This is a genomic window from Actinophytocola sp., from assembly GCF_009379765.1.
Taxonomy (GTDB): domain Bacteria; phylum Actinomycetota; class Actinomycetes; order Mycobacteriales; family Pseudonocardiaceae; genus Actinophytocola.
Window position 1 is genome coordinate 52,725 of record NZ_WHTD01000005.1, and the last position, 15,793, is coordinate 68,517.

Sequence of the window (15,793 nt, forward strand, 5' to 3'; positions counted from 1 at the left end):
GTTCGGGGCATATTGTTGCGCCGAACAGCAGATCAGCAGAAGATCGTTCGGTCCAACTGTCCGCCAAGAGCGCACATCGGGCGTCACCGCGACTTAGCCTGTCCGGACTCTTACATGTGATGCCTGAGGAGCACTTTGTCCTGCCGGTTTTGTCGCGATCTCCGCCTGCGATGACTCCCCTTTCCACCATCCGTCGCTTCGCTGAGGTCGCGGAGCGCTGCCCCGAGCGTCGGGCCGTTGCGGACGTCACGGTGAACGGCGGCCCCGGCCTGACGTACGCGGACCTGGCGGCAGTCGCGGGTGGGCGGTCGAGGGCCATCGCGGCTTCGGGCGTGGCACCCGGCAGCCGGGTCGGGCTGGTGACCGAGCACGGCGCCGAGACGATCGCCGGCATCCTCGGTGTGCTGGGCGCGGGCTGCGCCTACGTGCCGCTCGACCCGACCTTCCCGGTGCGGCGACTGTCTTACCAGGTCGGTGCCGCGGATGTCACGGTCGTGCTGGCCAACCGGGTGCACGCCGAACTCGCGCACGAGCTGTGCGACACCGTGCTGATCGCCGACGAGCTGCCGCCCGCCGGGCTCGAACCCGTCGAGACCGGCCTCGACACCGTCGCGTACGTGCTCTTCACGTCCGGCTCGACCGGCCGGCCCAAGGCGGTCGCGCAGACCGACCGCAACCTCCAGCACGTGGTGGACAACCAGATCACGAGCCTGTCCGTCACCCCGGCCGACCGGCTGAGCCTGCTCGCCTCGTTCGGCTTCGACGCCGCGATCCCCGACCTCTACCCCGCGCTGCTGACCGGCGCGGCGGTCGTCCCGATCGACGTCGGCGCCCACGGGCTCGCGCACACCGCGGCCACGTTGGCCCGCCACGCGGTGACGATCTTCCACTCGACGCCGACGGTGTACCGGTACCTGCTCGACGCACTCGGCCCGGGCCGGTTGGACAGCGTCCGCACGGTGCTGCTCGGCGGCGAGCAGTCGACGTACGCCGACGTGCTCCGCGGTCGGGAGAAGTTCGGGCCGGACTGTGTGTTCGTCAACGGCTACGGCGCCACCGAGGTCACCTTCGCCGCGCAGTACCAGGTTCCGGCGTCCGAAGTGGACCCCGAGGCGGCCGGCCCGCTGCCGGTCGGCACCGCGCTGCCCGGCTACGAGCTGGTGCTGCTCGGCGGGACCAAGGAGATCGTGGTCCGCGGCCGGCACCTGGTCGGCGGCTACGCCGCCGAGGACACCGACGGGGACCGCGAGGCGTTCGGTGTCGACGCGGACGGCGTGCGCCAGTACCGCACCGGCGATCTCGGACAGTCCCTGCCGGACGGTCGGCTCGTCTGCCTCGGCCGGCTGGACCGCCAGGTGAACGTGCGCGGGTTCCGCGTCGAGCCGACCGAGGTGGAGGCCGCCCTGCTGTCCCGGCCCGGGGTCGCCGCCGCACGGGCGGTCGTGCGCGACGAGGACCTCCTGGGCTACGTCGTGGGCGCGGGCCTCGACGGGCGGGAGCTTCGCGCCGCGGTCGCCGGCTCGCTGCCCGGCTACGCCGTGCCCCGCGCGGTCGTCGTGCTCGACGAGCTCCCGCTGACCGTCACCGGCAAGCTGGACGAGCTGGCGCTGCCCGACCCGCCCCGCCCGGCCGCCACCGGCCACCAGCTCGGCCCGGCCGAGCAGCGGGTGCACGACATCTGGTGCGCGGTGCTGCGGACCGACCGGGTCGCGCCGACCGACAACTTCTTCGACGTCGGCGGCCACTCGCTGCTGCTCGGCCAGGTCCAGCAGCGCCTCGCCGCCGAGCTCGGCACCGACGTCGCGCTCATGACGCTCTTCGAGCACCCGACCGTCGCCGCGCAGGCCCGGCTCCTCGGCGGCACCGGCATACCCGAGCGCCGTCCGCGGCTCGTGCCGGGCGCGACCACCCAGCAGCCGGAGACCGAGTACACCGGCGACGAGATCGCGGTCGTCGGCATGGCGGGCCGGTTCCCTGGCGCGGCCGACGTCGACGCGTTCTGGTGGAACCTCTGCGCGGGCGTCGACGCGATCCACGACTACTCCGACGGCGAGCTCGCCTCGCTCGGCATCGGGCCGGCCTTGCGCGGCGACCCCCGGCACGTGCGGGCCGGCGGCAGGCTCGACGGTATCGCCGACTTCGACGCCGGGTTCTTCTCCTTCGGCGCCGACGAGGCCGCCCGCACCGACCCGCAGCACCGGCTGTTCCTGGAGACCGCCTGGGAGGCCATGGAGAACGCCGGCCGCGATCCGGCCGACGAGGAGACCTCGGTCGGGGTGTTCGCGGCGACCTCGGCGAACCGGTACTTCCTGTTCCACCTGTTCGGCAACCCGGCGGTGAGCGACGCGGACCCGGACGACTGGGAGGCCCAGCTGCTGGGCCGCCAGTTCGCCGACCACCTGCCCGGCCAGGTCGCCTACCGGCTGGGGCTGACCGGCCCGGCGCTCGCCGTGCAGACCGCCTGCTCCAGCTCGCTCGCCGCGGTGGCGCTGGCCGCGCAGAGCCTCGCCGACCACCGGTGCGACATCGCGCTCGCCGGCGGGGTCAGCGTGACCTGGCCGCGGTACCGGCACGTGCCGGGCGGGATGGCCTCGGCCGACGGGCGGTGCCGCGCGTTCGACGAGGCCGCGAGCGGCTCCGGGTTCAGCTCGGGCGTCGGGGTGGTGGCACTGCGCAGGCTCGCCGACGCGATCGAGGACCGCGACCACATCTACGCCGTGCTGCCCGGGTGGGGCATGACCAACGACGGCGCCGACCGTGCCGGGTTCGCCGTGCCGGGACCGGGCGGGCAGGCCGCCGCCGTCGCCGAGGCCCTGGCCGTCGCGGACATCCCGCCGGCCGAGGTCCGGTTCGTCGAGGCACACGGCAGCGGCACGCCGCTCGGCGACGCCATCGAGGTGGCCGCGCTCAACGAGGTCTTCGAGGGCACGGCCCCGCCGGAGTCCTGCGCACTCGGCTCGGTCAAGACCAACATCGGGCACCTGGACGCGGCCGCAGGCATCGCCGGGCTGATCAAGACCGTGCTGGCCGTGCGGGACGGGATCATCCCGCCCAACCTGCACTTCAGCCGCGCGCACCCGGAGATCGACCTCGGCGCCGGCCCGTTCTACGTGCCCACCAAGGTGCGCGACTGGCCGGACGCCGACCGCAGGGTGGCCGGGGTCAGCTCGTTCGGCATGGGTGGCACGAACGTGCACGTCCTGGTCGCCTCGGCGCCCGCGGCAGGCACCGCGCCTGCGGCAGGCACCGCGCCCGCGGCAGGCACCGTGCCTGCGGAAGACACCGTGCGCGCGCCCGACCCGGCCGAGGACGACGGCACCGAGCACGTCCTGCCGGTGTCCGCGCGCGACGCGCATGCCTTGCGGGAGGCGGTGTCCCGGCTACGCGGCCACCTCGCAACGCACCGGCCGGCGCTGGCCGATGTCGCGCACACGCTCACCGCCGGGCGCCGGCCGTTCGCCTGCCGGGCCGCGGTCGTGGCGTGCACCGTGGACGACGCCGTGCGTGCCCTGGACTCGCTCGTCCCGGGGGAGGTCGCCGGCGCGGGAGCCCTGCGCGCGACCGCCCGGCGCTGGGTGGACGGCGCCGCCGAGCTTCCCACCGACACAGCAGGCGGCCGGCGGATCCCGCTGCCGACCTACCCGTTCCAGCGCACCAGGTTCTGGATCGAGGCCCACGACCGAGGAGGTCAGCGGTGAACTGGTTCGTGTGCCCGCGGCCGCGGCCCGACGCGGCGGCGCAGCTGTTCTGTCTGCCGTACGCGGGAGCCGGGGCGAGCGCGTTCCACCGCTGGCTGACCACGATCGGCCCGGACCTCGAGGTCGCGGCCGTGCAGCTGCCCGGCCGGGAGAACCGGATCATCGAGGATCCCGACTTCGACATCGCCGACCTGGCCGAGGCGATCGCCGAGCGTGCCGACCGGCCCTACGCGCTCTACGGCCACTCGCTCGGCGGCCGGTACGCGTTCGAGGTGGTGCGCCACCTGCACCACGCCGGCGGCACGCTGCCGGTCACGCTCTACGTCGGCGCCTGCCGCGCGCCGCACATCCGTGCCGCCGGCCCGTTCGACGGGCTGTCGCGGCTGGCCGACGAGGAGCTGCTGCGGCGGGTCGTCGAGGGTGGTGGCCTGTCCGACGCGGTGCTCGCCGAGCCGGAGCTGGTGGAGCTGCTGCTCCCGGTGCTGCGTGCGGACTTCCAGAAGCTCGACGACTACGTGTTCGTGGCGCGGGAGCCCGTGCCGGTGCCGATCGTCGCGTTCGCCGGCCGGGACGACAAGGCCGTGCCACTCGCCGACATCCGGGCCTGGGATCGGCACGCGGGCGCCGGGCTGACCGTGCACGAGGTCGACGGCGACCACTTCTTCCTGCACCGGGACGGCACCGCGGTGCTCGAGCTGCTGCCGAAGGACCTGCTCGACGCGGCGAAGAGAGTCACCACCCATGACCGCTGACCATCGGCTGCCGCTGGGTGACACCGGCTGGTCGGTGTGGCGCGAGGCCCTGCTCCGATCCGCGGGCTTCCCCGCGAACGGACTGACCACGCTCTCCACCCCGGCGGCCGCCGCGAGTGCCGACGCGTCGCTGCGCGGCGAGCCGAACGACTTCGACGCCGCCTTCGACGCCGCGCTCGCCGTCAACGCCGCGCGGCTGTTGGAGATCGCGGCCGACCCGCTGGTCCGCGAGGCGGTCACCTGGCAGAACACCAACGCACTGTACGCACTGTCCGGCCTGGTCGGCGGCGGCCCGGAGGCGCCGCGCAACCAGCGGCGGCGGGAGCGGGAGACGGCGGTCGTCAAGTACTGGCAGCGGTACTGCGGCAAGAACGAGACGGTCGGCTTCTTCGGCCCGACCTGCTGGGTGCGCATCGACCCCGAGCTGGACCGCCCGGCCGTCACGACCGTGGGGCCCACGCTGACCCGGCGCCGCTGGGTCACCTTCGAGGCGTGGGCGTTGCGGGCCTACGCCGACGCGATCAGCGCCGACCTCGCGGTGCGCCGCTGGTGGCCGCCGATGCTGTGCCCGCAGCTGACCCTCGACGGCCGGCAGGTGCACCGGCCGGGTCGCGCGCCGCTGACGCTGTCGGCGGCCGAGGCGACGCTGCTCGCCGCGTGCGACGGCAAGCAGCCGGCCGAGGCGGTGGTCAGCGACCCGGCGACCGGCCTGCGCCGTGCGGCCGACGGCTACACGATGCTGGCTCACCTCGCCGAGCATGAGCTGATCACCTGGGACGCCGCGCTGCCCAACACGCCGGCCGCGGAAGCCGTGCTGCGCCAGCGGATAGCGGCGATCGGCGACGACGCGTCGAGGGCCGCGGCGATCGGGGGGCTCGACCGGCTGGGTGCGGCCAGAGACGCGGTGGCCGCCGCGGCCGGCGACCCCGACGCCCTGCGCACTGCTTTGTCCACATTGGACTCGGTGTTCACGGAGCTGACCGGCGAGTCGCCGCGCCGGCGCGCCGGTGAGACCTACGCCGGCCGCACGCTGTGCTACGAGGACACCGCGAGGGACCTGGACGTGACGTTCGGCGCTCCGCTGCTCGCCGAGCTGGCCGCGCCGCTCGACCTGCTGCTGCGTGCCGCCCGGTGGCTCGCCGGCACGCTCGAGGTGGCCTACGCGAACGCGTTGCGCGCGCTGTACGACGAGCTGCGCGCGGACCCGGGGCAGGTGCGCCTGTCGGACCTGTGGTTCCTCGCGCAGGGCCTGTTCTGGGGCACGACCGGCGACCGGCCGGTGGACACGGTGGCCGGCGAGTTCGCCCGCCGCTGGGCGGAGCTGTTCGACCTCGCCAACGCCGACGGTCCGATCGTGCGGTCCGCGCGGGAGCTCCGCGCCCGCGTGGACGAGGCGTTCCCGCGGCTGCGGCCGTCCTGGTCGGCGGCCCGGCTGCACAGCCCGGACCTGCAGATCAGCGCGACCGGGCCGGACGCGCTGGAGCGCGGCGAGTACCGCATCGTGCTCGGCGAGATGCACGCCGCGTGGGCGTCGTTCGACTGCGAGGTCTTCACCTCCGCGCACCCCGACCCGCAGCGGCTGCGGGCCGCGCTCGCCGAGGATCTCGGTCAGCGCCGGGTCCAGCCGCTCTACCCGCTGGACTGGCCGCGGCGCACCAGCCGGGTGTCGGAGAGCCTGGCCGGCCCGACCGACGTTCAGCTCGGTTTCGCCACCGAGCCGGGTGCCGAGCCGGACCGGCTGGTCCCGACGACCGCGCTCCTAGTGTCCGAAGAGGACGGTCAGCTGGTCGCGGCGGACCCGGACGGCCGGCGCTGGCCGCTGATCGAGGTGTTCTCCCAGCTGATCGCCATGCACGCGGTGGACGCGTTCAAGCTGACCTCGCCGACCGCGCACGCGCCGCGGATCACCGTCGACCGGATGGTCGTGAACAGGGAGACCTGGCGGACCACGGCCGGCGAGACCGAGCTGGCCGAGGTCACCGGCGAACGGGAGCGGTTCCTCGCGGTGCGCCGCTGGCGGCTCGCGCTCGGCCTGCCGGACCAGCTGTTCGTCAAGATCAGCACCGAGACCAAGCCGTGCTACATGGACCTGACCAGCCCGCAGTACGCGGCGCTGCTGTGCAACATGATCCGCGCCGCGGTCAGGACCGGCGGCGACGGCGTGTCGGTGGTGGCGAGCGAGCTGCTGCCGGGGCCGGACCAGGCGTGGGTGCCCGACGCCGCCGGTCGCCGCTACGTGAGCGAACTGCGCCTGCACATCGTCGACGACAGTTTCGGCTCCACCGAGGCCACCTACCAACCAAGGGGAGCTCGCGGATGACCAGCGCCGCCTCGACCGTCGCAGACCTGATCCTCGCCCAGGCCGGCAGAACACCGGACGCCGTGGCCGTGCGGCAGTGGGAGGACCGGCTCACCTACCGCGAGCTGGTCGAGCGGGCCGCCGGGGTGGCGAACGCGCTGCGCGAGCTGGGGGTCGCGCCGGAGGCCCGGGTCGGCATCTGCACCACCCGCGACCCGGCCTACGTCGCGACCGTGCTCGGTGTGCTGCTCTCCGGCGGCTGCTACGTGCCGCTCGACCCGGGCGGCCCGCGGCAGCGGCTGCTGGAGATCGCCGAGGACGCCGGCGTGTCCATCGTGGTCGGCGACTCGGCCGCGGCCGAGTTCGGCGGCGTGCCCGGCATCCGCACGCTCGAGCCGCCGCCACCCGCGCGCCCCCGGCCGTGCCCCGCGACCGTGCACAACACCGCGCACGTGCTCTACACCTCCGGCTCGACCGGCCGGCCCAAGGGCGTGCTGACCACCCACCGCAACATCGTGTCCTTCGTGGACGGCTGGCACCGGCTGTTCCCGATCGACCCGAGCACCCGGGTGCTCGGCGTCTCCTCGCTCGGCTTCGACGCCTCCACGATCGACCTGTTCGTGCCGCTGACCGTGGGCGCCTCGGTGCAGCTGGTGTCCGCCGCCGACCGGGCCGACCCGGAGCGGCTGCGCCGGTTCGTCGTCGAGCACGAGGTGGACTACGGCGTCATCACGCCGACGATGCTGGCCATGCTGGACCCGGCGGACGTGCCGGGCTGGACGGTCATCCAGTGCGGTGGCGAGGCGGTCCCCGCCGAGCTCGCGGCCCGCTGGGCGCCGGGCAGGCGGTTCACCGACGCCTACGGCCCCACCGAGTCGACCGTGCTGGTCCTCACCGAGGACATCACCTACGCGCCAGAGGACCCGCTGCCGATCGGCAAGGCCACTCCCGGCCACCGCGCGCACGTGATGGACGAGCTGCTCCGTCCCGTGCCGCGGGGCGAGGTGGGCGAGCTGCTGATCGGCGGCCCCGGCCTCGCGAACGGCTACCTGAACCGGCCGGCCCTCACCGCGGACCGGTTCGTGCCCGACCCGTTCGCCGAGCGTCCCGGCGAGCGGCTCTACCGCACCGGCGACCAGGTCTACGAGGACGAGCAGGGCCGGATCGTCTACCTGGGCCGCGGCGACCGGCAGGTGAAGATCCGCGGCCAGCGCATCGAGCTGGGCGAGGTCGAGGCCGTGCTGGGCGAGCACCCGGACGTGCGGCAGGCCGCCGTCGAGGCGGTGGACGGCGCGGACGGCTCCGCGGGCGGCAAGCGGCTCGTCGCGTTCCTCACGCCGGCGACCGCGCCCGACGACGAGGCGCTGCGCGAGTACACGAAGGACCGGCTGACCGGCGCGATGCGGCCGACTCTGGTGATGCGCCTCGCCGAGCTGACCTTCAACCCGGTGTCCGGCAAGCTCGACCGGCCCACCCTGCGCGCACTCGCCGAGCGGGCGCTGGCCGAGCTCGCGGAGTCCGCGGCGGAGTTCGCCGGCACGCCCACCGAGCAGGCGGTCGCCAGGGTGTGGCGGCGGGTGCTCGGCCAGGCACCGACGCGGGAGACCGACTTCTTCACCGGCGGCGGCAACTCGATCGCCGCGATGCGCCTGGTCGCCGGGCTTCGGGTGGAGCTGGGCCGGCAGGTGGCCATCGAGGACCTGTTCCTCGCGCCGACCGTGGCCGGGCTGGCCGAGCTGGTCGCGAAGGCGGACCCGCTGCCCGGCAACCCGCTGACCACCGGCAACCAGCCGACGCTCGCACCACCGCAGCGCAGGCTCTGGCTCACCGACCAGCTCGCGCCCGAGGACGCGCCGTACAACATCGCGCTGGCCAACCGGCTGCGTGGTGAGCTGGACCTGCCGGCGCTGCGGGCCGCGCTGCGGGCCGTGGCCGACCGGCACGACGTGCTGCGCTGGCGGATTCGGCAGACCGCGGGCGTGCCGTACGCGGACTGCGCGCCGCCGGCCGACGTGCCGGTCGAGATCGTCGACCTGACCGCGACCGCCGACCGGGAGAGCGTGCTCGGAAGGCTCCTCGCGACCGGCGCGCGGCATGTGTTCGACCTGGCCACCGGCCCGGCCTGGCTGGTGACGCTCTACCGGCTGGCACCCGACGAGCACGTCCTGGCGGTCACCCTGCACCACGCGGTGTTCGACGGCTGGTCGCAGGCGGTGCTCTACGACGATCTCGGTGCGGCGTACGCGCGGGCCCGCGAGGGGGGCTCGCCGGCGCTGCCACCGCTGTCCGCGTCCTATGCGGACTACGCGGTGTGGCGCGCGGACCGGGACCGGCGGCACGGCGAGGCCGACCTCGCCTGGTGGACCACGCATCTGGCCGGCGTGCCGACCGTGGTCGACCTGCCCCGGGACCGGCCGCGCGCGGCCGTGCAGACCTACACCGGCGCCGAGGCGAGCGTGCCGCTTCCGTCCCATGTGGACACCGCGGTGCGGGAGCTGGCCGCGAAGCTCGGCTCGACCCCGGCGAGCGTCCTGCTCGGCGGGTTCGGCGAGCTGCTGGCACGCCTCACCGGCGCGACCGACCACGTGCTCGGCGCGGTCGTCGCCGACCGCGGGCTCGCCGCGTTCGACGACGTGCTCGGCTTCTTCATCGACACCGTCCCGGTCCGGCTGCGGGCCGGCGCGCCGACGTTCGCCGACACGGTGCGGGCGGGCGCGGACGATCTGCGGGAGGCGACCGCACACCCTGGCGCGCCGCTGGAGAAGATCGTCGACGCGCTCGGCGTCGGCCGGGACACCTCCCGCGCGCCGCTGGTGCAGGTGCTGTTCAACGTCCTGAACTTCACCGAGCCACGGCTGCGGCTGGCGGGCCTGGCCGGCGAGCCGATCGAGGTGCCCAAGCCGGGCTCGCCGTTCGACATCACGGTCTACGTGGCCGAGCGGGACGGCCGGTTCGCCTTCGACACCGTCTACAACCCGGACCTGTTCGACGCCGACCGGATCGTCGGGCTGCTCACCGACCTCACCGAGCTGGTCGGCGCGCTCGCCGCGGCACCGGACGCCCCGGCCGCCGAGACCGCCCCGCACCTGCCCCGGCGCGCCGTGCGGGAGGCGGCGGCGGGCGCGATGACCGTCGACGCGCCGGACACCCCGGAGCTGCCCGCCCTCGCCCCGGGCGCGGAGATCACCGCCACCGAGGCGCTGATCGCCTGCATCTGGCGGGAGGTGCTCGAGCGCGAGTCGGTCGGCGTGGCGGACAACTTCTTCGACATCGGTGGCCACTCGCTCGCGGTCGCCGCCGTGCACGGCCGGCTCGCCGCGGCCACCGGCCGGTCCATCCGGATGCTGGACCTCTTCCGGTACCCGAACATCCGCGCGCTCGCCGCACATCTGGACGGCACCGCGGAGAAGCCGGAGCTGGCGAGGGCGGCGTTGCGGGCCGCCGCGCGCCGCAACAGTGCCGGCAACCGGGGCAGACGCAACCCACCACGCCGTGTCAGCGGCACCGCGCAGTAGATAGAGGGGAACGCAAGATGGACCAGCCGAACGAGATCGGCATGCCGGGGGACCTCGACGGCACCGAGCCGATCGCGATCGTCGGCCTCGCCGCGCGCGTGCCCGGTGCGAGCGACGTGCACCAGTTCTGGCGCAACCTGGTGGACGGCGTCGAGTCGCTCACCCACTTCACCCGCGAGGAGCAGCTCGCCCGCGGCGTCGTGGAGTCCGAGGTGGACGATCCGGGCTGGGTGCACGCGGCGCCGATGGTCGACGGGTTCGACCAGTTCGACGCGGGCCTGTTCGGGATGACCGACCGCGAAGCGGCGCTGATGAGCCCGCAGCACCGGCTGTTCCTGGAGAGCTGCTTCATCGCGCTGCAGGACGCGGGCTACGACTCGGCCCGCTACCCCGGCGCGATCGGCGTGTACGCGGGCGCGGGCGGCAACGGCTACTTCTGGGAGAACATCAAGCGCAACGCCGCGGCGAGCGGATCACCGCACAACGCGGTCTCGCTCGCCACCGGCAACCAGCCGAACTACCTGGCCACCACGCCGTCCTACAAGCTGGACCTGCGCGGGCCGAGCCTGACCGTGGCCACCGCCTGCTCCACCTCGCTGGTGGCGTTGCACCTGGCGTGCGAGGCGCTGCGCAACGGCGAGTGCGACATGGCGCTGGCCGGCGGGGTGAACATCGAGCACCCGCAGGGCGTCGGCTACCTCGGCATGGAGGGCTTCACCTCGCCGGACGGGCACTGCCGGCCGTTCGACGCGGGCGCCAACGGCACCGTGTGGGGCAGTGGTGTGGGCGCGGTGCTGGTCAAGCGCCTGTCCGACGCCATCGCCGACGGGGACCACGTCCGCGCGGTGGTGCTGGGCAACGCGATCAACAACGACGGCGCCAACAAGGTCGGCTTCACCGCGCCCAGCGTGGACGGCCAGGTCGAGGCGGTTGCGCAGGCGGTCGGTATGGCCGGCATCGACCCGCGCACGATCACCTACGTCGAGGCGCACGGCACCGGCACCGCGGTGGGCGACCCGATCGAGGTCGCCGCGCTGTCCACCGTGTACACCGAGAACACCGACGCCAGGGAGTGGTGCGGGATCGGCTCGGTGAAGTCGAACATCGGCCACCTGAGCCAGTCCGCGGGCATCATCAGCGTGATCAAGGCGGTGCTCGCGATCGAGCACCGGATGATTCCGCCGACGATCAACTTCGAGCGGCCGAACCCGGCGATCGACTTCGCGGACACGCCGTTCTACGTGACCACCACGCTGACCAAGTGGGACACCGACGGCACCCCGCGCACCGCGGGCGTCAGCTCGTTCGGCATCGGCGGCACCAACGCGCACGTCGTCCTGCAGGAGGCGCCCGAGGCGGTGCGGCCCCGGCGGGAGGTGGCCGAGCCGCAGCTGCTGCAGGTGTCCGCGCGCAGCGAGGCGGCCCTCGACACGGCGGTCACCCAGCTCGCCGACCACCTGGGGGGCGGGACCGGGGCCGACGAGTACCTGGCCGACGTGGCACACACGCTGCGGGTCGGCCGGGCCGAGTACGCGCACCGCGCGAGCGTCGCGGCGACCGACCTGCCGGACGCCGTCGCGGCACTGCGCAGCGTGCGGCGCCGCCGGCACGGCGTGGCCGGCACCCCGGCGACGCGGGTGGCGTTCCTGTTCTCCGGCCAGGGTTCGCAGTACGCGGGCATGGGCGCGGGCCTGTACGCCACGCGCCCGGTGTTCGCCGCCGCGGTCGACGAGTGCGCGGCACTGCTCGCGCCCGAGCTGGGTGGCGACATCCGGGACCTGATCCTCGGTCGGGATCCGGAAGCCGAGGCGAGGCTGCGCGAGACCCGGTTCACCCAGCCCGCGCTGTTCGTGGTCGAGTACGCGCTCGCCACGCTGTGGCAGAGCATGGGCGTGCGGCCGGGCGCGATGATCGGTCACTCGATCGGCGAGTACGTCGCGGCGACCGTGGCCGAGGTGTTCACCCTCGCCGACGCGCTGCGCGTGGTCGCCGCCCGGGGCCGGCTGATGCAGTCGGTGCCGTCCGGCGCGATGCTCGCGGTCCAGCTCGACGAGTCCGCCGTCGACCTTCCGGACGGGCTGACCGTGGCGACCGTGAACGGGCCGGGCACGTGCGTGGTCGCCGGGCCGGCCGAGGCCGTCGCCGCGTACGCCGAGCGGCTGAAGGCCCAGGGCGCGAAGGCCAAGGAGCTGCGCACCTCGCACGCGTTCCACTCGCCGATGATGGACCCGGTCCTGGGCGAGTTCACCGAGCTGATGCGCGGGATCCGGCTGGCCGCGCCGACGTCGCGCTTCCTGTCCAACGTGTCCGGTGACTGGGTCACCGACGCGCAGGCGACCGACCCGGAGTACTGGGCGGCGCACATCCGCCGGCCGGTGCGCTTCGGTGGATGCGTCGCCACGCTCCTCGCCGGCGCCGAGCGCTGGGCGTTCCTGGAGTGCGGGCCGGGCAAGCAGCTCGTGAGCCTGGCCCGGATGCAGGTCGCGAGGGCGGCGCCCGAGCAGCGCGCGGTGGTGCCGCTGGCCAGCCTCCCGAGCCCGGGCGAGCCGGGCGGTGACCTGGCCACGCTCACCGCCACCACCGGCGCGCTGTGGGTGGCCGGCGTGCCCGTCCGGCCAGAGGCCGACCAGGACGCGCGGCGGGTGCCGCTGCCGGTGTACCCGTTCGAGCGCAAGCGGCACTGGATCACCCCGGACCCGGTGGACGCGGCCGCGAAGCCGAAGCGGCGCGGGCCGCGGCCGCTGGGCGACTGGTTCGCGGTGCCGACGTGGCAGCAGGCCGTCCCCGACCCGCGGACCGTCCCGTTGGGACGGACGCTGGTGTTCGCGGACGGGCCGCGCGGCTCGGCGCTGGCCGAGGCGCTGGCGGTGGCCGGCGCCGAGGTCGTGTCCGTGACCGTGGGCGCGGAGTTCGCCGCCGGCCCGGCGTGCGCCGTTCGGCCCGGCGTGCGCGAGGACTACGACAGCCTCGTCGCGGCGCTCGGCGAGCCGGCCACCCGGATCGTGCACGCGTTCGCACTGGACGGCGACCCCGCCGGCACCGACCTCGACGCCGCCTGGCAGGCCCAGGACCGCGGCTTCTTCAGCGTGCTGCACCTGGTGCAGGCGCTGGCCGGCGCGGGCGCGACCGACGGCGTGCACCTGGACCTGGTGTCCGCCGGCACGTCCGACGTCACCGGCACCGACCTGACCCGCCCCGAGCAGGCCACGCTCGCCGGCCTGGCCAGGGTGCTGCCGGTCGAGCTCCCCGGCCTGACCGTGCGCCGGGTCGACGCCGACGCGGCCACGTCCGACGTCCGCGCCGTGGTCACCGAGCTGCGCAGGCCCGTGGCGGACGACCGCACCGAGGTGGCGCTGCGTTCCGGACGGACCTGGGTCGCCGGGTACGAGCAGGTCTCGCTGCCGGCCGCCGAGCAGAGCCCGATCCGCGACGGCGGCCGCTACCTCATCACCGGTGGTCTCGGCGGCGTCGGCATCACGCTCGCCGAGGACTTCGCGATGCGAGCCGGTCCTACCAGCCCGGCGAAGCTCGTGCTCACCGCCCGCTCCGGCCTGCCGCCGCGCGAGGACTGGGACACCCACCTCGCGGTGCACGGCAGCGCGCCCACCGACCGGGTCGGCCGCGGCATCGCGGCGATCCGCCGGATGGAGGCGGCCGGCGCGCAGGTGCTGGTCGTGCCGGCGGACGTGACCGACCCGGGGGACCTGCGGCGGGTCCGGGCCCAAGCACACGAGGCGTTCGGCGGCCTGGACGGCATCGTGCACGCGGCGGGCCTGCCCGGCGGCGGCATGGCCGAGGTCAAGGAGCGGGCCGAGGCGGCGAAGGTGCTGGCGCCCAAGCTCGCCGGCACGCTCGCGCTGGCCCAGGTGTTCGGCGACGACGAGTTGGACTTCCTCGTGCTGTGCTCGTCGGTCACCGCGGTGGCCGGCGGCTTCGGCCAGGTGGACTACTGCGCGGCGAACAACTTCCTCGACGCCTACGCCCGCGGCACCAACGGCTGGCGGGCCCCGGTGCTGAGCCAGAACTGGGGCGGCTGGGCCGAGGTCGGCATGGCGGCGGAGACGGCCGCGCCGGCCGCGTTCCGCGCGCTGACCCATGACGGCACGAGCCGGTCGCTGGATCACCCGGTGCTCACCACGGTCACTGAGACGAGGACCGAGTCGGCCGAGCACACGGTGGCCCGCGGCCTGGTGTCGGCCGGCACGCACTGGCTGCTGGACGAGCACCGGATCGGCGGCGTGCCCGTGGTTCCCGGCACCGCGCACCTCGAGTGCGCGCGGGCCGCGACCGCCGCGATCCTCCCCGGCCCGCCCGGCGGCGCGGTCGAGCTGCGGGACGTGGCGTTCCTGGAGCCGTTCTCGGTGCCGGACGGGACGCTCGCGCAGTACCAGGTCGTGACGTCCCGATCCGAAGGCTCCGCGGACGACGGCCTCGAGCTGGAGATCCAGAGCGTCGCGGCCGGGGCGACCCGCACGCACGTGCGCGGCTCGGCCGGCTGGACCACCGAGGCGCCCGGCGCGGACCTCGACGTGAACGGGATCATCGCCCGCTGCCGCCGGATCGATGACGACTCCTCGTTCGGCCGCGGCCGCACGAGCATGCTGACGTACGGTCCGCGGTGGAAGGCGTTGAAGGAGCACCACCTCGGCACCGACGAGGAGATCGCCAGGGTCGAGGCGCCCGCATCGCCGATCGACACCGAGCCCGGCTGGGGACTGCAGCCCGCGCTGCTGGACGTGGCCACCGCGTTCGGCCGCGGCCGGGGCGAGGGCACCTACCTGCCGCTGTCCTACGGCCGGATCGTCGTCCGTGCGCCGCTGCCGAGGGAGTTCTACAGCCACCTCACCTACCGCGACGGCGAGACCGGCGCCGGCGACGACGTCGTGGCCGCCGACCTGCGACTGGTCGACCCGAACGGCCGCGAGCTCGTGTCGATCAGCGACTTCGTGCTGCGCAAGGTGGACCAGAAGGCGGTGACGGGCGGGCTGACCGGCCCGGCCGAGAAGGCACCGGCGGCGGTGACGTCGGAGGACATCACGCCGGCCGACGGCGCCGAGGCGTTCCACCGCAGCCTCGCCAGCTGCCTGGTCACCGACCTCGGCCGCCAGGTCGTGATCACCACCCACCCGGTCGCCGACATCGTGGCCAGGGCGCGCGAGGTCACCACCGACACGATCGCCACCGACCTCGACGGGGCGGCGGACGCACCGCTCCTGCCGGCGAACGGCTCCACGCCGCCGCGCACCGAGCTGGAGGCGACGATCGCGCGGGTCTGGCGGGAGGGTCTGGGCGTCGAGGTGGTCGGCGTCGACGACGACTTCTTCGGCCTGGGCGGCAACTCGCTCGTCGCCGTCCAGCTGATCGCCGCACTGCGCAAGGCGGTCGGCGTCCGGCTGCCGATGCGCAGCCTGTTCGAGACGCCGACCGTGGCGGGGCTCGCCGCCCGCATCGAGGAGATCCGCGCGGAGAAGACGGCCGAACCCGCGCCGGCCGCCACGACGATTCCGCGGCTGCCTCGAGCCTGACTGA

General features: G+C 74.6%; 5 protein-coding genes. All 5 read left to right on the plus strand.

Going from position 1 to position 15,793, the window contains the following annotated elements:
• Positions 1–170: 170 nt before the first annotated feature.
• Genes GEV28_RS02545 through GEV28_RS02565 form a run of 5 tightly spaced genes read left to right on the plus strand, consistent with a single transcriptional unit; the run spans position 171 to position 15,789 of the window.
• A complete protein-coding gene (locus GEV28_RS02545) occupies positions 171–3,698 on the plus strand; it encodes a beta-ketoacyl synthase N-terminal-like domain-containing protein (protein ID WP_291408135.1) in 3,528 nt (1,175 codons plus the stop codon).
• A complete protein-coding gene (locus GEV28_RS02550; RefSeq protein WP_291408137.1) occupies positions 3,695–4,450 on the plus strand; it encodes an alpha/beta fold hydrolase in 756 nt (251 codons plus the stop codon). Before GEV28_RS02545 ends, GEV28_RS02550 begins: the two co-directional genes overlap by 4 nt.
• Positions 4,440–6,770: a lantibiotic dehydratase gene (locus tag GEV28_RS02555; protein ID WP_291408140.1), complete on the plus strand. Its 2,331-nt coding sequence runs from the start codon at positions 4,440–4,442 to the stop codon at positions 6,768–6,770. Before GEV28_RS02550 ends, GEV28_RS02555 begins: the two co-directional genes overlap by 11 nt.
• The gene (locus GEV28_RS02560) at positions 6,767–10,264 is read left to right on the plus strand and encodes an amino acid adenylation domain-containing protein (RefSeq protein ID WP_291408142.1); all 3,498 of its coding nucleotides are present in this window, start codon (positions 6,767–6,769) and stop codon (positions 10,262–10,264) included. The genes GEV28_RS02555 and GEV28_RS02560 overlap by 4 nt, the downstream gene beginning before the upstream one ends.
• A 17-nt stretch (positions 10,265–10,281) precedes the next feature.
• Complete coding sequence (locus GEV28_RS02565) at positions 10,282–15,789, plus strand: type I polyketide synthase (RefSeq protein WP_291408144.1); 5,508 nt, start codon at positions 10,282–10,284, stop codon at positions 15,787–15,789.
• Positions 15,790–15,793: the final 4 nt, after the last annotated feature.

What these genes read in the sequence shown, in the direction of transcription:
- GEV28_RS02560 (WP_291408142.1), top strand. Translation starts at nt 6,767, where the DNA reads ATGACCAGCGCCGCCTCGACCGTCGCAGACCTGATCCTCGCCCAGGCC.
- GEV28_RS02555 (WP_291408140.1), top strand. Translation starts at nt 4,440, where the DNA reads ATGACCGCTGACCATCGGCTGCCGCTGGGTGACACCGGCTGGTCGGTG.
- GEV28_RS02565 (WP_291408144.1), top strand. Translation starts at nt 10,282, where the DNA reads ATGGACCAGCCGAACGAGATCGGCATGCCGGGGGACCTCGACGGCACC.
- GEV28_RS02545 (WP_291408135.1), top strand. Translation starts at nt 171, where the DNA reads ATGACTCCCCTTTCCACCATCCGTCGCTTCGCTGAGGTCGCGGAGCGC.